At 44.7% G+C, this 24,103-nt stretch carries 22 protein-coding genes and 3 tRNA genes; 12 read left to right on the forward strand and 13 right to left on the reverse strand.

Translation table 11 applies throughout. The annotated features are described in order from the left end of the window. The first annotated feature begins 47 nt into the window (after window positions 1–47). From GO493_RS19930 to GO493_RS19945, 4 genes are all read left to right on the forward strand, one after another. Window positions 48–1,121: a class I fructose-bisphosphate aldolase gene (locus GO493_RS19930; RefSeq protein ID WP_157307994.1), complete on the forward strand. Its 1,074-nt coding sequence runs from the start codon at window positions 48–50 to the stop codon at window positions 1,119–1,121. A gap of 75 nt (window positions 1,122–1,196) precedes the next feature. Continuing rightward, entirely contained in the window at window positions 1,197–1,688 is a 492-nt protein-coding gene (locus tag GO493_RS19935; protein WP_232538899.1) for a hypothetical protein, read from the forward strand. Window positions 1,689–2,003: 315 nt separating this feature from the next. Then, entirely contained in the window at window positions 2,004–3,656 is a 1,653-nt protein-coding gene (locus GO493_RS19940; protein ID WP_232538900.1) for an RluA family pseudouridine synthase, read from the forward strand. Between the two features lie 134 nt (window positions 3,657–3,790). After that, on the forward strand, window positions 3,791–4,468 hold the full coding sequence (locus GO493_RS19945) for an alpha/beta fold hydrolase (protein WP_157307996.1): 678 nt from the start codon (window positions 3,791–3,793) through the stop codon (window positions 4,466–4,468). A gap of 63 nt (window positions 4,469–4,531) precedes the next feature. Here GO493_RS19945 and GO493_RS19950 read toward each other — a convergent pair whose 3' ends face one another. Beyond that, a complete protein-coding gene (locus tag GO493_RS19950) occupies window positions 4,532–5,164 on the reverse strand; it encodes an ankyrin repeat domain-containing protein (protein ID WP_157307997.1) in 633 nt (210 codons plus the stop codon). 572 nt (window positions 5,165–5,736) lie between these two features. On the opposite strand from GO493_RS19950, the gene GO493_RS19955 reads away from it, so the two are divergent. Beyond that, window positions 5,737–6,267, forward strand: a complete 531-nt coding sequence (locus tag GO493_RS19955) for a hypothetical protein (RefSeq protein ID WP_157307998.1) — start codon at window positions 5,737–5,739, stop codon at window positions 6,265–6,267. Between the two features lie 117 nt (window positions 6,268–6,384). On the opposite strand, the gene GO493_RS19960 is transcribed toward GO493_RS19955, so the two are convergent. The 7 genes from GO493_RS19960 to GO493_RS19990 form a co-directional block, all read right to left on the reverse strand. Beyond that, window positions 6,385–6,470 (reverse strand) — tRNA-Leu (locus tag GO493_RS19960). 14 nt (window positions 6,471–6,484) lie between these two features. Next, window positions 6,485–7,282: a Fic family protein gene (locus tag GO493_RS19965; protein WP_157307999.1), complete on the reverse strand. Its 798-nt coding sequence runs from the start codon at window positions 7,280–7,282 to the stop codon at window positions 6,485–6,487. A gap of 128 nt (window positions 7,283–7,410) precedes the next feature. After that, window positions 7,411–7,496: transfer RNA gene (locus GO493_RS19970), tRNA-Leu, on the reverse strand. A 53-nt stretch (window positions 7,497–7,549) separates the two neighbouring features. Further along, window positions 7,550–7,622 (reverse strand) — tRNA-Gly (locus GO493_RS19975). 481 nt (window positions 7,623–8,103) lie between these two features. Beyond that, window positions 8,104–9,006 (reverse strand): helix-turn-helix domain-containing protein, encoded by a 903-nt coding sequence (locus GO493_RS19980; RefSeq protein WP_157308000.1) that lies wholly within the window; start codon window positions 9,004–9,006, stop codon window positions 8,104–8,106. 38 nt (window positions 9,007–9,044) lie between these two features. Next, window positions 9,045–9,884, reverse strand: a complete 840-nt coding sequence (locus tag GO493_RS19985) for an oxidoreductase (RefSeq protein ID WP_157308001.1) — start codon at window positions 9,882–9,884, stop codon at window positions 9,045–9,047. Window positions 9,885–9,972: 88 nt separating this feature from the next. After that, window positions 9,973–10,875, reverse strand: coding sequence for an AraC family transcriptional regulator (locus GO493_RS19990; RefSeq protein ID WP_157308002.1), 903 nt, complete (start codon window positions 10,873–10,875; stop codon window positions 9,973–9,975). Between the two features lie 307 nt (window positions 10,876–11,182). On the opposite strand from GO493_RS19990, the gene GO493_RS19995 reads away from it, so the two are divergent. Genes GO493_RS19995 through GO493_RS20005 form a run of 3 tightly spaced genes read left to right on the forward strand, consistent with a single transcriptional unit; the run spans window position 11,183 to window position 14,159 of the window. Continuing rightward, a complete protein-coding gene (locus GO493_RS19995; protein WP_157308003.1) occupies window positions 11,183–11,815 on the forward strand; it encodes an ABC transporter ATP-binding protein in 633 nt (210 codons plus the stop codon). Then, entirely contained in the window at window positions 11,815–12,951 is a 1,137-nt protein-coding gene (locus tag GO493_RS20000; protein WP_157308004.1) for a hypothetical protein, read from the forward strand. The genes GO493_RS19995 and GO493_RS20000 overlap by 1 nt, the downstream gene beginning before the upstream one ends. A gap of 2 nt (window positions 12,952–12,953) precedes the next feature. Beyond that, window positions 12,954–14,159: a serine hydrolase domain-containing protein gene (locus GO493_RS20005; RefSeq protein WP_157308005.1), complete on the forward strand. Its 1,206-nt coding sequence runs from the start codon at window positions 12,954–12,956 to the stop codon at window positions 14,157–14,159. 16 nt (window positions 14,160–14,175) lie between these two features. Here the strand turns inward: GO493_RS20005 and GO493_RS20010 are convergent, their stop codons facing one another. The 3 genes from GO493_RS20010 to GO493_RS20020 form a co-directional block, all read right to left on the reverse strand. Continuing rightward, window positions 14,176–14,421, reverse strand: coding sequence for a hypothetical protein (locus tag GO493_RS20010; RefSeq protein WP_157308006.1), 246 nt, complete (start codon window positions 14,419–14,421; stop codon window positions 14,176–14,178). Window positions 14,422–14,453: 32 nt separating this feature from the next. Continuing rightward, window positions 14,454–15,044, reverse strand: coding sequence for a class I SAM-dependent methyltransferase (locus GO493_RS20015; protein WP_157308007.1), 591 nt, complete (start codon window positions 15,042–15,044; stop codon window positions 14,454–14,456). A gap of 191 nt (window positions 15,045–15,235) precedes the next feature. After that, window positions 15,236–16,486: an alkaline phosphatase family protein gene (locus tag GO493_RS20020; protein ID WP_157308008.1), complete on the reverse strand. Its 1,251-nt coding sequence runs from the start codon at window positions 16,484–16,486 to the stop codon at window positions 15,236–15,238. Between the two features lie 169 nt (window positions 16,487–16,655). On the opposite strand from GO493_RS20020, the gene GO493_RS20025 reads away from it, so the two are divergent. Further along, a complete protein-coding gene (locus GO493_RS20025; RefSeq protein WP_157308009.1) occupies window positions 16,656–17,915 on the forward strand; it encodes a WG repeat-containing protein in 1,260 nt (419 codons plus the stop codon). A gap of 121 nt (window positions 17,916–18,036) precedes the next feature. Here the strand turns inward: GO493_RS20025 and GO493_RS20030 are convergent, their stop codons facing one another. Then, window positions 18,037–18,654 carry a hypothetical protein gene (locus tag GO493_RS20030; RefSeq protein ID WP_157308010.1) on the reverse strand — a complete coding sequence of 206 codons (618 nt, stop codon included), beginning with the start codon at window positions 18,652–18,654 and terminating at the stop codon, window positions 18,037–18,039. Between the two features lie 58 nt (window positions 18,655–18,712). Between GO493_RS20030 and GO493_RS20035 the strand changes: the two genes are divergently transcribed. Beyond that, window positions 18,713–19,900, forward strand: coding sequence for an acetate/propionate family kinase (locus GO493_RS20035; RefSeq protein ID WP_157308011.1), 1,188 nt, complete (start codon window positions 18,713–18,715; stop codon window positions 19,898–19,900). Window positions 19,901–19,914: 14 nt separating this feature from the next. Further along, window positions 19,915–22,272 (forward strand): phosphoketolase family protein, encoded by a 2,358-nt coding sequence (locus GO493_RS20040; protein WP_232538901.1) that lies wholly within the window; start codon window positions 19,915–19,917, stop codon window positions 22,270–22,272. Window positions 22,273–22,452: 180 nt separating this feature from the next. On the opposite strand, the gene GO493_RS20045 is transcribed toward GO493_RS20040, so the two are convergent. After that, window positions 22,453–23,361, reverse strand: coding sequence for an NAD(P)/FAD-dependent oxidoreductase (locus GO493_RS20045; protein ID WP_157308013.1), 909 nt, complete (start codon window positions 23,359–23,361; stop codon window positions 22,453–22,455). Window positions 23,362–23,520: 159 nt separating this feature from the next. Here GO493_RS20045 and GO493_RS20050 point away from each other — a divergent pair, with 159 nt between their 5' ends. Then, window positions 23,521–24,084: a Crp/Fnr family transcriptional regulator gene (locus tag GO493_RS20050; RefSeq protein WP_157308014.1), complete on the forward strand. Its 564-nt coding sequence runs from the start codon at window positions 23,521–23,523 to the stop codon at window positions 24,082–24,084. Window positions 24,085–24,103: the final 19 nt, after the last annotated feature.

The raw sequence follows: 24,103 nt of genomic DNA on the forward strand, positions 1-24,103 counted from the left end.
TTTAGCTTAACTATTGGTTACTTATACGATAATCTAAATTGATTGCTATGTCTGTAAGAAATATAACCGGATTGCTCGGCGACAAAGCTGAATACCTTCTCAATCACCAATGTAAAACAATTTCCCAGGAACAGTTGCACCTGCCAGGCCCTGATTTTGTTGACCGTATCTGGATAAACAGCGACCGTAATCCGCAAGTGATGCGTAATTTGCAAGGGATGTATAGTAATGGCAGGTTAGCAAATACCGGCTACCTTTCTATTCTTCCTGTTGACCAGGGCATTGAACACAGCGCGGGCGCTTCTTTTGCTAAAAACCCGATCTATTTCGATCCTGAAAATATTATCAAACTTGCGATGGAAGGGGGTTGTAATGCAGTGGCTACCACTTATGGCGGTTTAGGTATCCTTGCAAGAAAATATGCGCATAAAATTCCTTTTATTGTCAAAGTGAACCATAACGAGTTTCTTACTTATCCTAATAAATTTGATCAGATCATGTTTGCTTCTATCAAAGCAGGCTGGAATCTGGGCGCTGCTGCTGTGGGTGCTACCATCTACTTTGGCAGCGAGGAATCAACAAGGCAGATACAGGAAGTGAGCAAGGCATTTGAAATGGCTCATGAACTAGGCATGGCGACTATCCTGTGGTGCTATCTACGTAATCCTGCATTCAAAACTAAAGAAAAAGATTTTCATGTGTCTGCCGATCTTACCGGGCAGGCCAATCACCTGGGGGTAACAATTGAAGCTGATATCATCAAACAAAAACTGCCGGAAAACAATGGCGGTTATCTGGCGCTGAATACAAAGGAATCTCCCTATGGCAAGAATGACAAGCGTATTTATGAGGAGCTTACCAGTGACCACCCGATTGATCTTTGCCGTTACCAGGTAGCGAATTGTTATATGGGTCGCGCGGGATTGATCAATAGTGGCGGCGCTTCATCAGGTGACAGTGATATGGCAGAAGCGGTTACAACAGCTATAGTGAATAAACGCGCCGGCGGTATGGGACTTATCAGCGGTCGTAAGGCATTTCAACGCCCGATGAAAGAAGGCGTGGAAATATTGAATGCGATACAGGATGTGTACCTGGATAAGGGGATTACAATAGCATAAACTGTATTTGCAAATCGTTGCGTATCTTTCAATCCGGTTGCCAGTAAAGCACTGCTATGTGTTCAAGGCATTTAAATGCAGGAATTATTCAATGAAATTATGACGCGCGACGAGATAATTGACTTTAAAGCCAGACTTAAAAAAGCCGGAGAGCTGCTCATTACTGAACGAATTGCAATGACAAAATCCGCTATTGATAGCGCCCAGGAAGCGGCTAATAGTGAAGGTAAGAGTTCGGCGGGGGATAAATACGAAACAGGAAGAGCAATGGGACACCTGGAAAAAGATATGTATGCGCGTCAACAGGCAGAAAATCTTAAAGAGCTTGACCTTTTACAGAAAGTAAATATAAATATCGTTCACACAACCGCTCAGGCAGGCGCTTTTGTAAAATGTTCAGATCATTCTTTTTTTATTGCAGCTGGATTGGGTAAGCAGATAGTAGATGATCTGCCGGTGTTTTTTCTTTCACCATATGCTCCGCTTGCGAAGTTATTGCTTCACAAAAAAGCAGGAGACCGCTTTCTCTTTAATAAGAGAGAGACGGAGATCCTGGAAGTATTTTGAATGCGTTGTTGGTAATGAGAGTTATTATTGCGCCATTGTATGTTCTTACTTCTATTTTGGTTCCATCATCAGATGACTTACATACCGCCCACCTCCTGAAGCAATATTCAGAAACTGTACTTTGGAGAGTTTCTGCAGTTTAAAAGCTGTTCTTTTGTCAAGAGGGAATTCCTCAGCTTAAAATGGCTAACCCTTGAAAGATCTTTAGCCATGGGCTATTTTTTTAAAATCTATTAACATAGAAGTGATACTTTTGCAGCCTAAATAAAGCAAAAGTACTTGGGAGACATTAGTGGAAGCAAGATTTCCTATTTTTTGGATGATTCGATAAATCAAATTGTATTACCTGAACGGTTTACCTTTCCATTTTATTACGAACCACATCCGTTAACAAAAATAGCCGCTGCCGGGCTGCAACATTACCTGGAAACACAGAATGACCTGGAGCACAACTTTGGACTGAATGCCAATAGCGAGGGAAATGCCATTGGAAAAATGTTTGGCGTCCTGGTAGTACAGGATACCGATGGGAAACTGGGCTATCTTTCGGCTTTTTCGGGCAAACTGGCAGGTTCAAATGATCATCCGAAATTTGTCCCTCCTGTTTTTGATATGCTGGTTGAAAATAGTTTCTTTCTCAAAGACCTGGAAATTATCACTACCATTAATACCCGGATCAAGGAAATATGCTCAGACGAAAATTATCAAAACCTTGATCAGCGCATTAAAGAATTATCAGCCGAATCCTTACTGGAAATCACCACTTTAAAGAAACAATTAAAGAGCAATAAAGAAAGCCGGAAGAAACTCCGTGAACAGCTGATGAATAGCCTGAGCCAGGAGGATTATGCTATTACTGAAGCAGATCTTGTTAAACAGAGTTTGTATGATAAGCATCAGCTTAAAACACTTACAAACAAATGGGAACGGATCCTGGAAGAAATGAGAGCAAGATCAGCTCAATTTGAGACTGATATCGAGAACTTAAAGAATGAACGCAAAGAGAAATCAGCCGCTTTACAGCAACAGCTTTTTGAGCAATATGCCTTCCTGAACAAAGATGGCAAAAGTAAAAGCTTACAGGAAATTTTCAGCCAGACGGCCCTTCGTAAACCTCCTTCGGCAGCAGGTGAATGTGCAATACCTAAATTACTCCAATTTGCATTTTTGAATGGCTATAAACCAATTGCCATGGGAGAATTCTGGTGGGGAGCTGCACCGAAATCTGAGATCAGAAAACATAAGCATTTTTATCCGGCATGTACTGGTAAATGCAAGCCAATACTGGAACATATGCTTGAAGGAATGCCTGTGGACGAAAATCCGCTTTTACGCGTCCCGGAAAAGGTTGGCCAGCTTGAAATAGTTTATAAGGATGACAGTTTTATTGTAGTTAATAAGCCTGCCGGATTACGTTCTGTGCCAGGAGTTAATATCGAGGATTCAGTTTATACGAGGCTGAAACATATATTTAAGGATACAGAGCCATTGATAGTTCACCGGCTGGATATGGATACCTCGGGATTGCTGGTAGTAGCTAAAACTCCCGAGGCGCATAAGCATATCCAAAGGCAATTTCTGAAACGCACAGTAAGTAAGCGTTATACAGCCCTGCTTTCTAAAGTGATCGATCAGTCAGAAGGCGAGATCGATCTTCCGTTGTGTGCTGATCTGCTTAACCGTCCAAGACAGCTGGTTTGCTTTACATCCGGGAAAAAGAGTGTCACCAAGTGGAAAGTGGTTAAAAGATATGAATCCATGACCAAGATCGATTTCTGGCCGCTCACGGGAAGAACGCATCAGTTGCGGATGCACTCAGCTCATGAGCTTGGGCTTAATGCACCGATTGTTGGGGATGATCTTTATGGCATGGCATCGGAAAGGATGTATCTGCATGCCGCTCATATTGAGTTTATACATCCGGGAAATAAGGAGAAAGTGAGTTTTGAAGTGGAAGGGGAGTTTTAAGGATGTGTTGTTCTTTTAAGCGGCTTCATTTGTTCAAGTAGTTGTTAATCTTATAAATGAATATAATTAGCCCGGAGCCTGGTCTAAAAATACGGGCAGGATAAATGCTGCCTTATTTGTTTATCTTGTAAATTATGAAAAATGAAAAAACATATGTGTTTGTTCCCGGAGGATGGCATGGTGGTTGGGCTTACGATCCAATAACTACCCAACTGGAGCAGTCAGGAAAAAAATGTATTTCATTAACCTTACCAGGTCTTGAAGTACAACCCGAGGTACAAAACAGGATCATAAATTTAGATACTCATATCCAGTTCGTAATAGACATTCTTGTAAAAGAAGATATCAATAATGTAATCTTATGCGGTCATAGTTATGCCGGATTAGTTATTACAGGCGTTGCAGATAAAATTCCGGAAAGGATACATGCACTTGTTTACATTGATGCCTATATTCCTAAAGATGGCGATTCCTGCTGGAGTCTTACGAGTGAAGTATACCGGCATCGTTTTGTAGCCGGAGCCGGCGATGATGGCTTTACTGTTGCCGTTCCGGCAGGATCAGATGATCGGAGAAGGCCACATCCTCTGGCAACATTCATGCAAACTTTACATTTGAATGGGAATTATGAACGAATTTCTAACCGTGCGTTTATTTATCTTAGTGGATGGGAACAAAGCCCTTTTGTGAAACAATATGAGGATTTAAAAGATTCCCGGGATTGGATTGTTGAAACAATACATTGCGGGCACAATGTGATGAGAGAATGTCCGGATAAATTGGTTGAGGTTTTGTGTAGGCTGGAAGTGTAAAAGTTACTGCTCTCACAAGAAAGCATGGCTGCCCATTACCATATCCATCATCTTTCTGTCGCGCTATCTTAACAGGCAGATCAACGCTGTATCCTGTTCATCAAGAAAATCCTGCGGTCTGCTTCCTGCTATATTGGGAGTAGTTTTGTCGGCCCCTGCCTCGATGAGCAGCCGGATACATTCAACCTGGTGATGCCTGTTTTCCAAACCTCCATGTTTGAATCCGTGGACGGCCCACAGGAGCGGGGTGCCTTTAAAGTCAATACATTGTTTATGAATGTCTGCCTTTTCCCGGATCAACCTTTCTACCAGCTTATCTCTTCCCACCCAGGCAGCCCAGTGCAAAGCAGTTCCTCCATGGCATCCTGCATGGTGAATAAAAGCTCCGTTTTCTATATACAAAATACCGACTTCTTCTGCATGCAGACTGGCTGCTGCAATAAGAGGTGTATCATATTTTTCGATTAATTCGTAGCCGTTAATGTTTGCTCCATATGCTAAAAATATCCGGGCCATTTCAACCGCTTCTTTATCAGTATAGGTATGGGCAAATACCCCATCACAAATTCGATGTAGCGGATGGGCTTTGGCAGTATTCTTTTCATCAAAAGGAATGCCCTCATTGGCAAGTGAGGGATTTTGAGCAAGCGCTTTTTTGATCCCTTCATAATCCTTATGATTGATCAGGTCTCTCATGATAACTTTATTTTAATACAAAATCTATCCTTTTCAAGTAAATGTAAGATCAATTTCCTATTAAGTTATAGCAATTTTCTTGTCAAATAGTGGCTATTTCAAGTTAAGAGAGCGTCACCATATGAAATCAAGTTGGCAGCGTAGATTGTTTGGGTACCAGCTTCCGGTTTCCAGGGCATCTTCGTTGCGTCGCAATCCGTTCATCGTCCATCTCAGGTAGCAGCGACCTTTTTTGCAGCCAGGGACGATCTTAGGCAACGAATTCCTAAAGGTTCAGGGTACTTATTACAATAATTTACAAAGTTTACATTTTAATTTACAATCCTTATCCATTCAAGCTGAAAGGATTAAAGTAGGTTCGCTGTATCAAATTTTAATAGGATATGAAAAATAAAGGAACCGTTTTGAACAGCCTGCTCATCTACTCACAGGACCTAATTCACTATCCCGCACAGGCTCAGCAGAAACCTGGCGCTAAGATGGTCGCTTTACCAACGCGATATCTAAAAAAGTATGCAGCAGATAGTTTAACAACAGAATCTATATAATTATTTAATTAACACACAAACATTATGAAAAAGGTAATTTATGCACTGATCTTATTGCTGGTTGTGGTAAGCGGACTAGTATTTGCTAATCGCGAAACTAAAAATGAAGCTCCTAAAAAGTCATCTCCAAAACCGCTTACTGATGCTGAAAGGAGGGCAGCAATGAAAATATGGGAGGCTACCCCCGAAGGTATAAAGTTCAAAAAATGGGAAGCGTCTCCCGAAGGAAAGAAAGTGTATGCCGGTGCTGCTAAAATAAGGAAGTACATTAAGGATTATACCAATATGGAGGCGGTTGTAACCTCTCTTTCTCTTCCGCCAGGCTCATTATTAGGTTTCGGAGTAATGGGCAGAATTAATGGTGACGATTATATTCTCAGGTTTGACGGTGAGCCTCAGCAGCTACGTAGTCTGAAGGTTAACGACAAAATAATTATAAAAAGCCATAGCGTATCGTACGCGCCCAAGTATGCCTATCCAATAGTATCGGGCGAATATGCAGAACGAGATGGTAAAGTAATTTATAAGCATCCCCCTCGCAAAGGTGGTTGCTAAGGATAGTTATATCAAAAAAGCTATCCAGAGAAGTTGAACTATTGAATCTTCAAACAAAAAAGGCACCGCTCTCGCGATGCCTTTTTTATCAACTATTTCGAAGCGCCAGCTTCAATGTACCCGGGATGGGAGTTGAACCCACACTCCCATTGCTGGGAACGGGATTTTAAGTCCCGCGTGTCTACCAATTCCACCACCCGGGTATCTATTTAAAACTTTACTCCCCAGGCTCCAGCACAGCTTTGCTCAACATCAGCAAAAAAGGTATAGCTGCGCTATAGTTTAGTATGTCATATTCGAGTCCAAGCAATCTGATATTACTGTAGTATTCCTGGTGATGCATGTAATAATATTTTTCAGATTGTACAAACCATGCTTTGGGTCCTAGCTGTTGTGCCAGAAACCATTTCTCCAGTAACCTGGCACTTCTGCCGTTGCCATCATTCCATGGGTGTATCTTCACAAAAACAAGGTGAATCATGCTGGAGAAATAAAAAATCTCCTGTATGTCCAAATTTTGTTTCATCAGGAATGCCATGTCACCGTATAGTTTTTCCATTTCAGCATTAACTATAAATGGTGAAGCTGCGACATACTCAATTCTTCCATCCTCTGTGGTGACATACATGTTCTGATTTCTGAAACGTCCCTGCCAATTGCTGGATAGAATATGTTTAGCTAGTATGCTATGCACCTTTGAGATATTCTCTTTAGTGGGTACATGATCTTTGGCAAATTGATACGCAAGATATAAGTCATCAATTTTCCTTGTATAATCTGGCTGAAATTCAATGCCAAACCGTTTATGCTTTATGTATGAATCTAACTCGACAGGCTCGCCTTCGATTTTACTGGAATATACTGAAGCGACCGATGTATAAAAACTGAAATTACCATTAGATAATTCGGCATCCTCTAATGCTGAAAAAGTAGTAGCAAGTGCTTTTGCATCAACCTTATCCTTGAATTGTTGCAATAAGCTTTCGTCTATTATTTGAAGCTGGTAACTACTCATACGAAGCAAAAGTGAATTATGAAAGGAAAAATCTACCAATAGAAATATAGCCAATCTTATACAAACAAAAAAGGCACCGCTCTCGCGATGCCTTTTTTATCAACTATTTCGAAGCGCCAGCTTCAATGTACCCGGGATGGGAGTTGAACCCACACTCCCATTGCTGGGAACGGGATTTTAAGTCCCGCGTGTCTACCAATTCCACCACCCGGGTATCCTGTAAACAAAAAATCCAAACTGCATCAGCAATTTGGAAGCTTTGTACTGAGCGGAAGACCGGGCTCGAACCGGCCACCCCGACCTTGGCAAGGTCGTGCTCTACCAAATGAGCTACTTCCGCTTATCATAAGAACTTACCCGCTAAAAGAACCGTTGTTTTTTCGTTGGGATTGCAAAGATAGGAATAGTTTTTAAATAACCAAAAATCTATACCCAATTTTTCAAATTTGTTTTAAATCGCAGATGTAGCGGAGCTATCTACAAGTTTTTAAAGCTATTGTCTGTCCTGCTTCTTGTGTCAATTTAAGGGAAATCTGTCAGGGTACCAGCTTTATTTTTTTTATAATGTAGAATACTCTCAAAAATGCTTTCGCCTTCGGCGAAAGCATTTTTGAGAGTATATTTTTGCGCTGCGCGCGGCTGAAAGTTTAAAAGCAGTTTTTGAAGAAAAGAAATCTGGTCGGTGGCAAAAGCATTTTTGAAGGGAAGAAACCAGCTCTGCTATGAAAGCATTTTGATGAGGATATTTGCGCTGCGTACAGATGAACGTTTAAAAGTATTTTGAGCGATCTTTTCGCCCTTCAGTCGGCAGCAAATAGCTTTTATCCAATTCTGAAAGCAGAGGGCGTCAGACTGGTCCTTTTCTTGAAAAAGTTGTTGAAGTGAGCAGGCTGATCGAACCCCAGGCAATAACTGATCTCCGCAATGTTCCAGTTAGTGTATTTTAACAGGGCCTTGGCTTCGGATATTTGTCGTTCGAAGATAAGTTCGGAGGTAGTTTTACCTGTGGTTTCTTTTATGACCCTGTTCAGGTGGTTGACATGAATATCCAGCTGCTGTGCAAAATCGTTGGCAGAGCGTAAAGAGAATCGTTGTGCGGGAGATTCTATGGGGAACTGCCGCTCTAACAGTTCAGAAAATATGGTAGTGATACGGGACCTGGCATCCGGATGTTGGTATAAAGCTTCTGCCGGTTCCATCTTCATCGCAAAGTGAATGATCTCCGTCACGTAATTCCTCAGCAGATCGTACTTGTACAGGTAGTCTGAGGAAATCTCTTCTATCATCTTCAGGAAAATATCACTTATTACACGGTCCTGCGCCTCATTAAGGAAATAGGCGGGCTTCCCTCCCATCCGGAACATTGGCAGGTCATTGATATGTCCCCTCATCTTTTCGGTGAAAAACGGGTCCTTAAAGATGCAGAAGAAACCCGTTTTATCGTCAGATAAAGATTCCCAGGTATATGGCACCTGCGGATTAAAGAACATCAGCGTAGTACCGGTGATCTCTATGCTTTTATCAGCATAATGATAACGGTTGCTGCCTCTTATGAGACTTATCTTATAAAAATCCTTCCGGCTGTATTTCACCGGTTTCGCTTTCGGTCCCTGCAAATCCTCCAGCCGGAATACATTAAAATGACCTATGTCCTGTTTCAGGTTATCTGGCAGCCAATTGAACTTCCTTTTATAAAATTCCTCCAGTGTCTCCGTATCTACCATAATATAATCATTATTGGATGCCTTATGGCATTCCTGTATTAGAAGGCTGTTGATACAGTTACCTGCTTCCAGGCTTCCAGATCACTCTTTGTTGCTTCTATCTTCTGATAAGCCAGATCATAGGCATCCTGTCCGAGGAACAGGTGCAGCGGCGGATTTTCATCTTCTGCTACCTTAATAAGAGCCAGTGCAGCTTTTTCAGGATCGCCCTGCTGATTTCCGTTAATCGGTCCTGTATGCGCATTCTGTATGTCGCGTATATTCTGGTACTCAGCTATCTGGTTTTTAGGAACTACCAGGGAATCTGATGCCAGGAAGTTAGTCCTGAAATATCCAGGGGCTACTTCTGTTGCATGGATGCCGAAAGGAGCCACCTCTGCACGCAATGATTCAGTAAGACCTGTCAGCGCAAACTTTGTTGCACAATAGATACCAAAGCCGGGGAAAGAACCTGTGAAACCAGCAATGGAAGAAATGTTAAAGATATGCCCTGAACTTTGTTTTCTCAGGTAAGGCAAAGACTGCCTGATCACATTCAATGCACCGAATACATTCACTTCAAAATTCTCCCGTGCTTCCTGGTCGGAAAGCTCTTCCAGACCACCTACCAGCCCGTAACCTGCATTATTCACGATCACGTCTACCCTGCCAAACTTCTGTACAGTAGCTGCAAGAGCATCGGCTACACTTTTTTCTGTTTTAAGATCGACAGTCAGTGGGAGGAAATTATCATTACTACCTACTGCATTGCTCAGATCTTCTACCTTTCTTGATGTTGCTGCTACCAGGTATCCCTGGGCAAGCAGCTGCTTTACTATTACCAGGCCCAATCCTTTGGAAGCGCCTGTAACGAACCATACTTTTTTCTGCTGTGTCATAGTGTTTTCGTTTTGATGTTACAAAGTTACTATGACACCTCTCCATAATCGTTGTACCTTTCAAACTGATAGTTGTCTCTTTCAAACATTAAAAAGACCTGTATGCTGATGGTGTCAGCGCTACCTGTTTTTTAAAGAACTTATTGAAGTGTGCAGGCTCCTCAAATCCAAGGCAATAGCTGATCTCAGAGATATTCCAGTCAGTATGCTTTAACAGACTCTTAGCTTCTGATGCCAGTCTTTCGAAGATGTGTTCTGTTGTAGTACGGCCGGTAGTTTCTTTAATAGCCCTGTTTAAATGATTAACATGTACAGCCAGTTGTTTGGCGAAATCATTGGCAGAACGCATTTCAAAACGCTGATCGGGAGATTCTATCGGGAACTGTCTTTCCAGTAACTCAGTAAATACAGATGTGATGCGTGATTTTGCATCTGCATGATGATATAATGTTTCTGAAGGATCCATCTTCAATGCATAATGTATTGCTTCTGTAACATAGTTAGTTAACAGATCGAACTTGTACTTATACTGTGAGCCTATCTCTTCCAGCATCTTCTCAAAGATGCCACTCACCTGTTTATCCTGTTCATCATTCAGGAAGTAAGCAGGTTTCCCACCGGGAGCAAACATGGGGAAGTCATTGATGCTTCCGCGCATTCTCTCTGTGAAGAAGCCTTCCCTGAAAATGCAGAAGTAACCGGTGGTATCTTCTGATAACGGCTGACAGGTATAGGGTACCTTTGGATTAAAGAATATCAGGGTAGTTCCGGATACTTCTATGCTTTTGTCTGCGTAATGAAAAATACTGTGCCCTCTTACCAGGCTGATCTTGTAAAAAGCCCGGCGGCTGTATTTGGGCGGGGCACTACGGTTTCCCCTGTTATTTTCCAGCCTGAATACGTTGAAATGGCCGTTGTCCTGCTGCAGATGCTCAGGCAGGGCCAGCTGTTTATTCCGGTAAAAATCTTCTAAGGTTTCTGTTGTCTCCATCTAGATAAAACGTTGATAACGTGATGAAATGATCTCCTACTTTCCTTGCTGAGGGGGTATGATTCATCTTTGTACAAAAATAAATGGAAGGGGAATCCAAAAATTATGATAAACAAACTAAAGATTGCAAAATTCAAACATTTTGTTGATTAAGGGCGAAGAGGCTGTTCAAAAAAATTGCTTTTACCATCCTTCAGCAAAAGCAATTTTTGAGAGAGATTTTGCGCTGCGCGCAGCCTAAAGGATTTAAAGAGAGATTCAAAGAAATCATCATGCACATTGCAGAATAATATTATATCTTAGACATATGCTGCAATTCATCAAGTTCCGTAAGAATTATGATAACCACCCGGTCCTGGCCATAGACGATATGACCATTGCACCGGGTATTTACTGGATAAAAGGCTCTAATGGTTCCGGAAAAAGCACTTTATTGAAAGTCCTGGCGGGAATACTTGATTTTGATGGCGATATCCGGTTAAACGACAATATCAGCCCGAAAAAGCAAACCATCGCCTACCGTGAGCGGGTAAATTTCGCAGAGGCGGAACCGGTATTCCCGGAGTTCCTTACAGGAAAGGAAATGATCGCATTATTTGCGGCATCCAAGAACGCACCTGCCAAACAGGAAGAATATTTTGTGGAAAGCATGCATATGCAGCCTTACCTGCATCGCCCGTTAGGTACCTATTCAAGCGGTATGTTAAAGAAACTCTCCCTGGTACTTGCCTTTATGGGCAACCCGGAACTGATATTGCTGGATGAACCGCTGATCACCATAGACCAGGAATCGCTCAGGATACTTTACGGCTGGATTGCCGAGAAACATCAGCAGGGAGTTAACTTTTTCCTTTCCTCCCATCAGTCCCTACAGCAAGATGGCTTGCCTGTAACAAAGGAAATACTGGTCGATGATAAAACCATTAAATTCATTTCCTGATGGCTGGTCCGCTGACAAAAGCACTGGTAAAAATATTCGGTAAGGGATTTTATCGCGCACATGCAGGCGCTTTACTGTTCCTGTTTGTAACAGTTATTAACTACTGCTTTTTTATTAAAACCGCCGGTACATTACCAACCGACGCTCTCACCTATTTCCAGCTGATCATCACCATAACACTGATCACCTCTCCTACTATCATGCTGCTTTTTTTTGCGCTGCTGATGATCTACACGGTGAAAAGCTGGCAGTTTGCTGCAGGACTGCTACTGATGGATGAACACCAATTTCTCTTTTACAGCAGCACTTCCCTGAACAGAGTAAAACAATTCAAAAGCTGGTTCTTTGTACAGCTGCTTATCAATATACCTGCTATTATCTATGCACTGTTTGCCCTGGTAATAGGCATCATCCATCAACATTATACCATACCCCTGATCATATTACTTTATATATTGTTCCTGACAATGCTCAGTGCAGCAGCATATGTTCTTATGGTGAACCGTTTCAGGGACGGGAAGCGCTTTTCTTTTATTATCAGATTATCGGGCAACAGGAATAAGCCTTTCTTTTCTCTTTTTCTTTATCATCTTTCGGATAAGGGAAAACTGGCTTACCTCATTACCAAACTGCTGTCCATATCTATTGCAGCTACCGGGTTATTCTATCTTTTTGAGGATATACGACTGGATGCGAGGGCCGCGGGTATTGTTATGCTGACAGTGATAATGACCCATGTGGTACTGATATACAAAGCACATTATTTTGAAGAGACCTTCCTGGGCTTTGCACGTAATATGCCTTATAGGCGGTACCGGTTATTTCTCAACTTCAGCATCACCTTCCTGGTATTATTAGTTCCGGAGATCATCTGGCTGTATATCCGTGTGGACTTCTTTACAGCTACGGGACTACTGTTATTCGGAACAGGTACTGCATTATTTTTCCGCGGTCTTTTATTCCTTTCAGGATTGAAGATGAACAAATTTCTTTTCCGTACTTTTCTGCTCTTCCTGGTGATGGTATGGCTGATCCTGTATGGTCTGATCTGGTGGTTAACACCTGTTGTAGTACTACTTGCGTTTACACTTTTTTATTATAAATATTACCGGCTGCAAGCCTCCGTGATACGATAAACATGAAACACATTCTTACCATTGCTTTACTGCTGGTTATCGGCCAGCTACATGCCCAGGTCGGTTATTTTCCTCCTAAAGGGGAATGGCAGCACCGGCCGGCCGTTACCCTGGGGCTGGATTCCGCCAAGCTGAACGCAGCTGTGCAATATGCGAAGAGCAATGAATCCAAAGCGCCCCGCGATATGGAGCTGGCGCAGGCGCTGGGTTTTGGGAAGGAACCTTTCAGTGAAGGCATAGGGCCTTTTACTACCCGGGGAGATGCCACGGGGCTGATCATTTACAAGGGATATGTAGTAGCTGAATGGGGAGAGCCCTACAGGGTAGATATGACGCATAGCGTTACCAAAAGCTTCCTGTCTGTAGTAGTAGGGCTGGCGGTAGACCGGAAGCTGATAGGTAGTGTATACGATACCGTAGCCGGGTATGTTCCGCCGGTAGAAATATATGATCCTGTGGGGGGCAATAGTCATGATCATCCTGGTCAGCCGGCATTGCTGTATCCTTTCAACAGTGAGCATAACCGTACCCTGACATGGGATGTGATGTTAAGGCAGACGAGTGACTGGGAAGGTACTTTATGGGGGAAGCCTGACTGGGCTGACAGGCCGGAAGGGAATGCGGCGGAATGGCGTACCCGTAAGCGGAATGTTGCGGGTACGGTATGGAAATACAATGATGTGAGGGTGAATGCCCTGGCGCTGGCTGCTACCAGTGTATGGCGTAAGCCATTGCCACAGGTGCTGAAAACTGCTATAATGGATGAAATAGGTGCGTCTGATACCTGGCGGTGGAATGGTTACCGTAACTCCTGGATAGTGCTGGATGGTGTTGCTGTGCAATCTGTCAGCGGGGGCGGTCACTGGGGAGGCGGTATGTTCATCAATGCCTATGATATGGCGAGGTTTGGATTGCTGACATTGCATAAGGGTAACTGGAACGGAAAACAGCTGATCTCCGCTCAATGGGTAAAACAATCCCTTACACCAACAGCTGCCAAACCTACATATGGTTATATGAACTGGTTCCTGAATACGGACAGGCAATTGCTGCCATCAGCTCCGGCGGGAGCATTTGTACATATAGGTAATGGTACCAATTTCATTTACGTAGATCCGCAGCATGACCTGGTGGCTGTAGTAAGATGGATAGAAAACAACGCTATGGACGAGATGGTAAAACATATCCTGGAAGCCGTAAAGGATTAGAGGATATCCTTCCGGGTCAGGCTTCCACGGCACGCATTGCCTGGTTGCGCAGGCAGATCAGGGCTACCCTGAAATTGCGCCACTGCCGGCTGTTGCAGTCCAGCGGTGAAATACGGCCTATTACTTCTTCCAATTTATTAAAATAACCTTTGCTGCCGCCGTTTACGTCTTTTACAGATGCAGCTATCACTGCTTCCACTTCTTTATCCTCCCTGGCTATCTTCAATTGCTCGATCACGAATTCTGCTAAATCTGAAGTCATCTGTTCTTGTTTTAATAAAACCAATCTTTTCTTTATCGTTTAATATACATTCTTAATAACATATCGTCAGAGGCGTCTACCAGCTGGTAAGCGGAAGGCACCTCATCTCCGAGGCTGTGATAAAATACTAACCTGGTTCCTGCAGGCCTTCTTTCCAGGGCATTGAACAGGTAACGGGAATAGTAAAGATACCGGCTGATAGAATAATCAAACTGGTTATCTATCGGGTCCCGTTCATCCAGATTTTCGAAAAAGGAATTGTAAAAATAGAAATTATCGTAAGAACTCAGGTCTGTTTGTGTTAAATTCCCGTGAAGAAACATCGCATTCTTAATATGTGTGGCTACCTGCGCGTCTACGGCATGGCGGTATAGCTCTTCGCGCTGCTCTATTCCATAAAATGAAACCAGAGGGAAAAAATGTGCTCCTATCAGGCAAAATTTCCCGACTCCGCTACCGATATCAAGTACTCTTTTTCCCGGGGCGTTTGCCAGGAAAGCAGCTGCTTTGCGGGCTACATCTATCGGTGTCCAGTGCCGGTCAGATAAACGTTGTATCCTTTCGGGATATAACTTGTCGAAGTCAGCATCACTATTGTACCATAAGAGGCTCGATGTATTCACCCTGCAAAGGTAATGTAAAATGTTTTTGAGTGGGAACAGGGGGAGGAACTGCGTTCAAAAATTGCTTTCGCCAAAGGCGGAAGCGATTTTTGAACGGTGACGCCTGCGGCGGCTTTTATGGAATTTTTTGCTGTACAAAGCTGAAAAGCCTGAAATGATATGGTTTGCGGGCGGGCTTTTTTATAGTGGTATCATTTTAAGATAGATTTTAATACGTCCAATTTGCCATCAATGGGTTCAGTGATATGCAGTCCTAACAACTGAGCTACCAGTGGGTAGACGTGTACGTTCTCAAAAGTACCTGTATGGGTATGTGGTTTGAATGCCGGTCCCCAGGCCATAAAAACGGCATGCATATCTGCGAGGTTATTGTCATAACCATGATGACCGGGATAGACTCTGCCTGTGCTATTCCAGAAGATATATCCGGGTTCAGCTACCAGCAGGATATCGCCTATGCGGTTGTACCTGTCTTCCTGGCCGTAATGCCATCTGGCGGGCATGTCATTTTTAAGGTATACGGTATAATGGTTACGATGCAGGTTGAGAGAATCGTATGCTTTCCTGATCTGTTGTTGATTACTGCCATACAACATGATCTTTTCACTGCCGGGGGCGACTGTAAGGTCCTGAATGAAAGCAGGCGGAATGGTGATCCTGTGTGTGATAGTTGTATCTGCCCAGGTCATTCCGTGGTCGGAAACAAGGATATAATTGACCGGCAGATGCAGTTTATCTACAGCCTTCACCAGTTTCCCGATGCTTTCATCTACAAATTTCACCATTTTGAGGGTGCTGTCGGTATCTGGTCCGGCCCAATGTCCGCTATGATCAACTTCGGGGAAATAGAATGTAATAAGGTGAGGCCTATCTGCTGCAGGTAATCTGAGCCAGTCTACCACGGTCTGTATGCGACTGTCTATATTTGTTTTTTCGTGATACTTATAGTAGTAGGCCGGGCGTATTCCTTTGATCTCTGCTTCAGAAGCTACCCAGAAATAGCTGGCGCTCACCATCTGCTGCTGTGCTGCCAGTACCCATAAAGGCGTACCTCCGTACCAGCTGCCGTCTGTTACGCTTTTTGAGCCTACCCTGTATTCCTCTTTCCGCTGACGGTCGTAGAATGTATTATCAACCAACCCGTGATGCGCCGGGTAAAGCCCGGTTACAAGGGAGTAATGATTGGGAAAGGTCAGTGATGGCCAGGAAGGTTGCATGGCTGTGGCTCTTACTCCCCCACCGGAGAGGCGCAGCAGGTTTGTTGCGTTGTACTTGTCGGCATAATCATACCGGAATCCATCTACGGAGATCATGATGACATATGGCTTGTCTTGTTGTGTCGTGCTGTTTTTAATGCCGCCAGCTATTTGTTGTGTTGTGTCCTGGGCTTTCAGTTGTGTGATCCAGAGGAGAATAGAAAAGAATAAGCAAAAACGTTTCATAGGGGGTAAAATTAGGGATTCTTCATGCAACCGATTTTCTGTTAATGTTATGGTAGTTTGAATTTTTGAGGAGGTTGCAGGTTTGCGGTTGTTGAGAAAGCTGAAAGTTTATAGGAGAAAGAATATATTAAAATAATTTATATTTGCTTGATACATTAATCATAAGCCTATGAAAACCTTTTATTTCCTGCCCGTTCTGTTTGTCAGCCTCTGGTGCAAAGCACAGAACGGTCTTTATCCTTATGCGGTGAAATCCCAATGGGGACTGACCAATAAGAACCGCGCCGTTCTCCTGGAACCACAGTTTGACAGCATACATCCTTTTGAGGGAGATTATGCCCGTGTGGAAAGCGGGAAGAAAGTAGGGTTGATCCACCGGACGGGGAAAGTAGTATTTTCCTGCTCTTTCAATGATATTCCTTATATCCTTTCAAACGGCACTGCTATTGGCAGGGTACCGGCAAAAGGTTATGTGCTGCTGGATGCCAAAGCGGGTAAGCAGCTAGGCTCTCTTGTATTTGAGGCATTTCCTCACCAGGCGCCTGTTTCTCCCGGAGAGAATTTCCTTGCTGTTAAAAAAGAAGGGAAAGTAGGTATAGTAAATACTGCCACCGGTGAATTGGCAGGTAAAAAATTTGCTTATGACGATGTTGAGTTTTTCTACGAAGCTGAGCTGAAAGATAAAATTATTGTAAGTGTAGAGGAAAAATACGGTGTTGCGGATGCAGCCACCGGCAATGAGATCCTGCCTGTTAAATACGATGAGGTAGAAGCCAGGTATACTGCCAAACATCCTTTTATCAGGGCTGTATCCGGCGAAACTATCTCTTACTTTGAGATATCCGGTAAACCGCTGGCCAAAGAATTCGAAAAGACAGCGCGCAGTGAAGATGAGGATTATACGGCGCCCAAAGCGTCTGTCTTCGAGAAAGAAACGGAAGGCAGGACACGTGACAGGGACGTTTACATTACCAAGCTGGGTAATGATAAATGGTTATTATCTCTCGAAAACCGTGGATTCCGGAAAGCCCAGGTACTGGACAGCACTGAAATAAAAGGATATACCGCTCTTGAATATTTATCCTATAACCCGGCGGAAAAGAAGTTTCCCACTAAGATCAAGGCGGTGAAAGATAATAAGGCCGGCATTATTGATCTGAAAGGGAAGGTGATAGTACCGCTGATCTACGATAATGTAAAGTACCGGGAAGATAATATTGGCCGTTATGCCTGTGTTGAAACTTTCCTGGGAGGCAAGGTTGGTGTGCTGAGAGCTGATGACCTTACTGAAATGAAAAAGCCAGTGCTGAAAGCTGTGCTTGATGAGGATAAGGCGAGGAACGCATTGCTGGTACAGGTGCAGAGTGGTGAGGTTGGTTATATGGATAAGACTACCGGGGAGATCTTTATTCCGGGGTATAAAGAATAGATTAGATATTTTAAACTGCTTAAAAAAAGAGGTTTCGCCTTCGGCGAAACCTCTTTTTTTAAGGGGGATTTGGCCTACGGCCGGTTAAAATTGGCGGGGTTTGCGGTCAACCCAATGCGTTTTATTCTGCCAGCAACGCTTTCACCAAAGCTTTCCATTGCAGTTTTGACACGCCTATTGCACCGGTAAGCCCTACCACGACATTCCGCACCTTATCTGCAATATCTTCCACTTCAGCGGCATTAGGCACTTCATTGCGTCCAAATACGGTAGCTGTAACTGTTTTATAGTCTCTCGACACCACAAAGGAGCTGGTAGCTTCTTCTTTCAGGAAATGGGCAGTACCTGCATTTTTCTGTGAGGGGTGGCCGGTAGGCCTGGCACGTATGAAAAACACTTCCTGGTGATCATTCAATACCACATGTTCCATCTGTTCTATCACTACCCAGTCGTACCCTTTACCTGCTCTTGTAGCTGGTCCGGGTATATCTATACGGATATATAAACCGGCATTCGCGGCTTCATCTGTTTCTTCACCGGTCTTATCTACCAGCTGGAATGATGAGGATAATGTGCCACAGATCTCGCCCCAGTTATTGACCTGTTGCAATCTGCGAACGGCCGACTGAAATAATGTTTTAGCGGCCTGTTCATTGGGCGCCTGCATTTCTTCTGATGTTTCCGTTTCCTCTCCGGTGTACTGTACCGGGATGAACGGAGCTGAGATAGCGTCTGGCATACAATTGATTTAATAATCTGTACCGGGAAAAATTTATGCCAGAACAAACCCTGCAGATATGGAGCAACAGACACCGTTCATACTCACCATTAATTGCGGCTCTTCCAGCCTCAAATTCGCTTTATTCAACCATGATGACCTCTCGCTCATCTCTTCGGGCAATATCCGCGATATAGGGCGGGAAAGCACCATTATATTGAAAGATCCTACGGGGCAGCTGGCAGAAGAGATACAGGAACCGGTTACAGATATCCGGGCTGCTATACAGTTCCTGCTGAAGCTTATACAGGAAAGCTTCACTCCTTACAGGCTGAAGGCTATAGGGCACCGTATAGTACAGGGCGGACAGGGACATTTTCTGCCGGAGAAAGTAACTTCTGCATTGCTGGCACACCTTGAAGAGCTGGTACCCCTGGCTCCTGAACATCTGCCTCCGGAGCTGATAGCTATCCGGGCTTTTGAAACAGCCTATCGGGATATTCCACAGGTACTTTGTTATGATACTGCCTTTCACCGGGACATGCCTTTTGCTGCCAAACATTTTGCCCTGCCCCGCTACCTATGGGACAGAGGCATTATCAGGTATGGTTTTCATGGATTATCCTATGAGTATATTTTTCAACAACTGAAGCAAAATGCGCCACAGGAAGCTGATGGGAAGATCATTATGGCGCATCTGGGCAATGGGGCCAGCATGGCAGTGATGCGGGATGGCAAAAGCCTGGATACGACGATGGGGCTGACGCCTGCCGGCGGGCTGGTCATGAGCACCCGTTCAGGGGATATTGATCCGGGTGTGATCCTTTACCTGCTGAAAGAAAAGCATTTTATCGGGGAAAGGGCGCTTAACGAGCTGCTGAACAAACAGGCCGGACTGAAAGGAATATCAGGCGGCGCTTCAGATATCAGAACATTGCTGGAACAGGAGAATACTGATCCCAAAGCGGCGGAAGCCATTTCCCTTTTCTGTTACCAGGCTAAAAAATATATTGGCGCCCTGGCTGCTGCGGCCGGTGGTATAGATACGCTTGTCTTTACAGGCGGGATAGGAGAACATGCTCCGGTTATAAGGGAAAGGATCTGTGATGGACTATCATTCTTAGGCATACAGCTGGATACAGCAGCAAACAAAAAGGCGTCAGATATCGTTTCACCTACAGGCAGTCCTGTTACTATCCGCATTATTCCTGCCAACGAAGAGATCATTATTGCGCAGCATACACAACATTGGCTGCATTCACATTAAAATCAGCACTTATGATGAGCATCACACAAGATCTGTTGAAAGATATGCACCACTACTGGCAGGCTTCCAACTACCTGGCTGCTGCACAGATCTACCTGCAGGATAATCCGCTGCTGAAGGAACCATTAAGACCGGAACATATTAAGCCACGCCTGCTGGGGCATTGGGGAACATCGCCTGGGCTGAACTTTATTTACGTGCACCTGAACCGTCTTATACGCAATACTGATGCTGACGTACTGTACATCTGCGGGCCGGGGCATGGGGCTCCGGCCATACTGGCCAATACATACCTGGAAGGTTCTTATTCGGAGATCTACCCGGATATAACACAGGATGAACGGGGGCTGCGTCTGTTCTTCCGGCAATTTTCCACTCCCGGGGGCATTCCCAGTCATGTGAGCGCTCATACACCCGGTTCTATTCATGAAGGCGGAGAGCTGGGATATTCCCTGGCCCATGCTACAGGAGCGGTATTTGATAATCCGGATCTGCTGGCAGTCTGTGTGATAGGCGATGGTGAAGCAGAGACCGGGCCGCTTGCAGGCAGCTGGAAGTTCCAGTGTTTTCTGAATCCTGCAAGGGATGGTGCGGTGCTGCCTATCCTGCATCTGAACGGGTATAAGATATCCAGTCCTACTGTCATGGGCAGAATGAATGATACATCCCTCACACAGCTTTTTAACGGTTATGGTTTTGAGGTTTTCTTTGTTGAATCTGACGATATGGAGACTGTTCACTGGGAGATGGCAGCAGCGCTGGATACTGCATATAGCCGTATACGTATGATACAGGAGCAGGCGAGGCATAATCATAAAAAGGGCAGGCAGGAGCAATGGCCTATGATCATATTGCGTAGTCCGAAGGGATGGACGGGCCCTACTATCTGGCAGGGCAGGAAAATTGAGGGGACTTTCCGGGCTCACCAGGTACCGCTGGCCGATGTGCGTCATGACCAGGACCAGCTGGCGCTGCTGGAACAATGGCTGTTAAGTTATGAACCGCAACGGTTATTCTCGCCCGAGGGCCGGTTACAATCTAACCTGGCAGCACTGGCCCCTGCAGGCAATAAACGGATGGGGACCCAGGCGTACAGCAATGGTGGGAATAACGTAGCTCCTCTGCGTGTTCCGGAATTTACTTCTTATGCGTTGCAGATCACGCATCCCGGTGTTACGACGGGGGAAAGTACCCGTGAGCTGGGTAAGATGCTGAGAGATATTTTCAGGCTGAACAAGGCAGCCGCCAACTTCCGGCTTTTCTGTCCGGATGAGACCAGTTCCAACCGGCTGAATGCTGTCTTTGATGCAACAGACCGTTGTTTTATGGAAAGAACGGAAGCGGGGGATGAACATATATCGCCCGAAGGCCGCGTGATGGAAGTTCTCAGTGAGCACCTCTGCCAGGGTTGGTTAGAAGGGTATCTTCTTACCGGCCGGCATGGTATTTTTCCCTGTTATGAAGCGTTTGTGACTATCATAGACTCCATGTTCAACCAGCACGCCAAATGGCTGAAAACATGCAGGGAAATACCGTGGCGGAAGGATCTGCCTTCACTGAACTACCTGCTGACTTCCCATAGCTGGAGGCAGGACCATAACGGGTATAGTCACCAGGGGCCGGGATTTATCGACACTGTTGTCAACAAGAAAAGTAATGTTATCCGTATCTATTTTCCACCGGATGCCAACTGTCTATTATCTGTCATGGACCATTGCCTGCGCAGTAAGAACTATGTGAACCTGGTAGTGGCAGGTAAACAGCCCGCTCTGCAATGGCTTAATATAGCGGATGCTGTTGAGCACTGTACCCAGGGGGCTTCTGTCTGGCAGTGGGCAAGTAATGATGGTAATAGCAAACCTGATATTGTGCTGGCCTGTGCGGGAGATGTGCCTACGCTGGAAACAGTGGCTGCAGCCTGGCTGTTGCGCCGGCAGTTGCCGGGATTGAAAGTAAGAGTGGTGAATGTAGTGGACCTGATGGCGCTTTCTCCGAAGGAATATCATCCACATGGGCTGGAAGACGGTCTGTTCAATGCTCTTTTTACGGAGGACGTTCCTGTGATCTTTGCATTTCATGGTTATGTACGGATCGTTCATGACCTGGTGCATGGCCGTCCTAACCCGGAGCGTTTTCATGTGAGGGGATTTATGGAAGAGGGTACTACCACAACTCCTTTCGATATGGTGGTGTTGAATAAGATCAGCCGTTTTCATCTGGCCATTGCGGCTATTCAACGGGCGGAAGGGAAGCAGGAAAACGGTGCTGCCATGATTGCGCACTTTGAAGATCAGTTAAGGGCGCATGCTATTTACATCAGGGAATGCCTGGAAGATATGCCTGATATCAGGGACTGGAAATGGAGTGATTAAAAAAGAACACCGGTACAGGAATGTGCCGGTGTGTTGCTTAAACCTACAACTGTTACAAATGTTTGCAACTAAATATTTTAACTGTACAAAAATACAGCAGTCACTCTTCCCGAAAACTGAACAAATACAGCCTTTTGTTGGACAAATCGCGGTTTTTTAGTGTAACCGGCCTCCGGCAGGTTAAAATGATCCGAAGTCTTCCTGGCATAGTTGTCCGTTACAGAAGCCCCCGGCTTTATGTCCGCCGGCAGCGGCCATAGAGACCTGGTGCATGCGGGGATGTGAGATATCTCCTGCGGCTAATACACCTGGTACAGTGGTTTCCTGGAACTCGCTTACCTTTACGGCACCTTCTTCATCCAGTTCACAGCCCAGCTGTACGGCCAGTTCGTTGTTGAATAAGAGTTTCAGTGGTCTGACATACGCCACACGTTTATAATGTTCCGTCCCGTCCGCCAGTACTATCCTTATTCCTTCTCCATCGTCTTTTACGGCTGTTACCGGGGTTTCGATGACCCGGATACTTTTTCGCTGTAATGGCTCGATGTCGGCAGTGCTTTTCCCGTTGGTGAAGATAGTCAGCTCCTTGTTCAGGTTCAGGATAAGCGGCGCCTGATGGGCAACAGCTGCGTCATTGCCGATAATGGCTGCCGGGCCGTCTTTTGTTTCCCAACCATGGCAGTATGGGCAATGAATGGCTTTATTGCCCCAGAGCTCACTGACGCCGGGAATTTCAGGCAGCAGGTCTTTCACACCAGTAGCTAATATTACTTTCCTTACCTCATACTCCTCTCCTTTTGCTGTCGTGAGCAGGAACCTGTCTCCCCCCTTTACGGCAGTTATTACCTTTTCCTTCCTGATCTCTACAGAAGGATATTTCTTTAGCTGCTCACGTGCAATGGACAGCAATTCCAATGGCGGGGTGCCATCCCGGGTGAACAGGTTCTGCGCGTGTGCGGCGGGTTTGTTCCGGGGATTGCCGGTATCGAAAATAACTGTTTTCCTTGCGGAACGGCCAAGGCTTAGTGCAGCGGACAGGCCGGCTGAGGCTCCGCCGATAATAGCTACTTCGAATAGTGTGTTCTTCATGGTATAAATGTAACGATGTTGCATTTATAAGAAAGGGAATTATTGAGGTTTTTATGGGACAAATCACGGATTTTGGGTTGATCTGTGGTGGGTTGAAAAGATTTTCTGAAGAAGATCTCTCACGCTGCGCGGCTGAAAATTAAGTACTATCTTGCCTTTATGGACCTGAGCACTTTTCTGAATAAGACCTCTATACTACCACCAGCGGCATGTGCGGCTTTAGATGAGGCCTTCAGACTTGAAAAGCTGTCTAAAGGTCACAGACTTTTCCTTCCTGACAGCTATCCCCAGAAGGTATATTTTATTGAAGAAGGGCTTATGCGTACCTATTACCTGAAAGAATCCAAAGATATTACCCATTACTTCTTCAAGGAGAATTCCTTCACTATGCCTATAGAATGCATCTTTTACAACAGACCTACACCGTTTGGTCTGGAGCTGTTGGAAAACAGTATTATCCGCAGTATTCCTTATCCTGAACTGGAAAAATACATTGATCTGCATCCTGCTATTGAGAAACTGATGCGTTTATTGCTGATAGATATTCTGAAATCATTTTCTGATATGATGAATGCGTTTCAGTTCCAGTCGGCGCAGGAACGTTATAAAGGTATGCTGGAGAAGCATCCTGATATTCTGTTGCGTGCTCCGCTTGGGCATATAGCTTCTTATTTGGGTATTACCCCTCAGACCCTTAGTGTGATCCGTGCACAGAAAAGCTAAGGCAACAATTATCCCGCCA

The sequence above is a fragment of the Chitinophaga tropicalis genome, assembly GCF_009758205.1.
GTDB lineage: Bacteria > Bacteroidota > Bacteroidia > Chitinophagales > Chitinophagaceae > Chitinophaga > Chitinophaga tropicalis.

Coding starts and splice junctions, on each gene's coding strand:
- GO493_RS19985 (WP_157308001.1), bottom strand. CDS start 9,884: ATGACACAGCAGAAAAAAGTATGGTTCGTTACAGGCGCTTCCAAAGGA.
- GO493_RS20005 (WP_157308005.1), top strand. CDS start 12,954: ATGAAACACATTCTTACCATTGCTTTACTGCTGGTTATCGGCCAGCTA.
- GO493_RS20025 (WP_157308009.1), top strand. CDS start 16,656: ATGAAAACCTTTTATTTCCTGCCCGTTCTGTTTGTCAGCCTCTGGTGC.
- GO493_RS19930 (WP_157307994.1), top strand. CDS start 48: ATGTCTGTAAGAAATATAACCGGATTGCTCGGCGACAAAGCTGAATAC.
- GO493_RS19995 (WP_157308003.1), top strand. CDS start 11,183: ATGCTGCAATTCATCAAGTTCCGTAAGAATTATGATAACCACCCGGTC.
- GO493_RS19990 (WP_157308002.1), bottom strand. CDS start 10,875: ATGGAGACAACAGAAACCTTAGAAGATTTTTACCGGAATAAACAGCTG.
- GO493_RS19965 (WP_157307999.1), bottom strand. CDS start 7,282: ATGAGTAGTTACCAGCTTCAAATAATAGACGAAAGCTTATTGCAACAA.
- GO493_RS20045 (WP_157308013.1), bottom strand. CDS start 23,361: ATGAAGAACACACTATTCGAAGTAGCTATTATCGGCGGAGCCTCAGCC.
- GO493_RS20030 (WP_157308010.1), bottom strand. CDS start 18,654: ATGCCAGACGCTATCTCAGCTCCGTTCATCCCGGTACAGTACACCGGA.
- GO493_RS19945 (WP_157307996.1), top strand. CDS start 3,791: ATGAAAAATGAAAAAACATATGTGTTTGTTCCCGGAGGATGGCATGGT.
- GO493_RS20035 (WP_157308011.1), top strand. CDS start 18,713: ATGGAGCAACAGACACCGTTCATACTCACCATTAATTGCGGCTCTTCC.
- GO493_RS20050 (WP_157308014.1), top strand. CDS start 23,521: ATGGACCTGAGCACTTTTCTGAATAAGACCTCTATACTACCACCAGCG.
- GO493_RS20010 (WP_157308006.1), bottom strand. CDS start 14,421: ATGACTTCAGATTTAGCAGAATTCGTGATCGAGCAATTGAAGATAGCC.
- GO493_RS19935 (WP_232538899.1), top strand. CDS start 1,197: ATGCAGGAATTATTCAATGAAATTATGACGCGCGACGAGATAATTGAC.
- GO493_RS20000 (WP_157308004.1), top strand. CDS start 11,815: ATGGCTGGTCCGCTGACAAAAGCACTGGTAAAAATATTCGGTAAGGGA.
- GO493_RS19950 (WP_157307997.1), bottom strand. CDS start 5,164: ATGAGAGACCTGATCAATCATAAGGATTATGAAGGGATCAAAAAAGCG.
- GO493_RS19955 (WP_157307998.1), top strand. CDS start 5,737: ATGAAAAAGGTAATTTATGCACTGATCTTATTGCTGGTTGTGGTAAGC.
- GO493_RS19980 (WP_157308000.1), bottom strand. CDS start 9,006: ATGGTAGATACGGAGACACTGGAGGAATTTTATAAAAGGAAGTTCAAT.
- GO493_RS20020 (WP_157308008.1), bottom strand. CDS start 16,486: ATGAAACGTTTTTGCTTATTCTTTTCTATTCTCCTCTGGATCACACAA.
- GO493_RS20040 (WP_232538901.1), top strand. CDS start 19,915: ATGAGCATCACACAAGATCTGTTGAAAGATATGCACCACTACTGGCAG.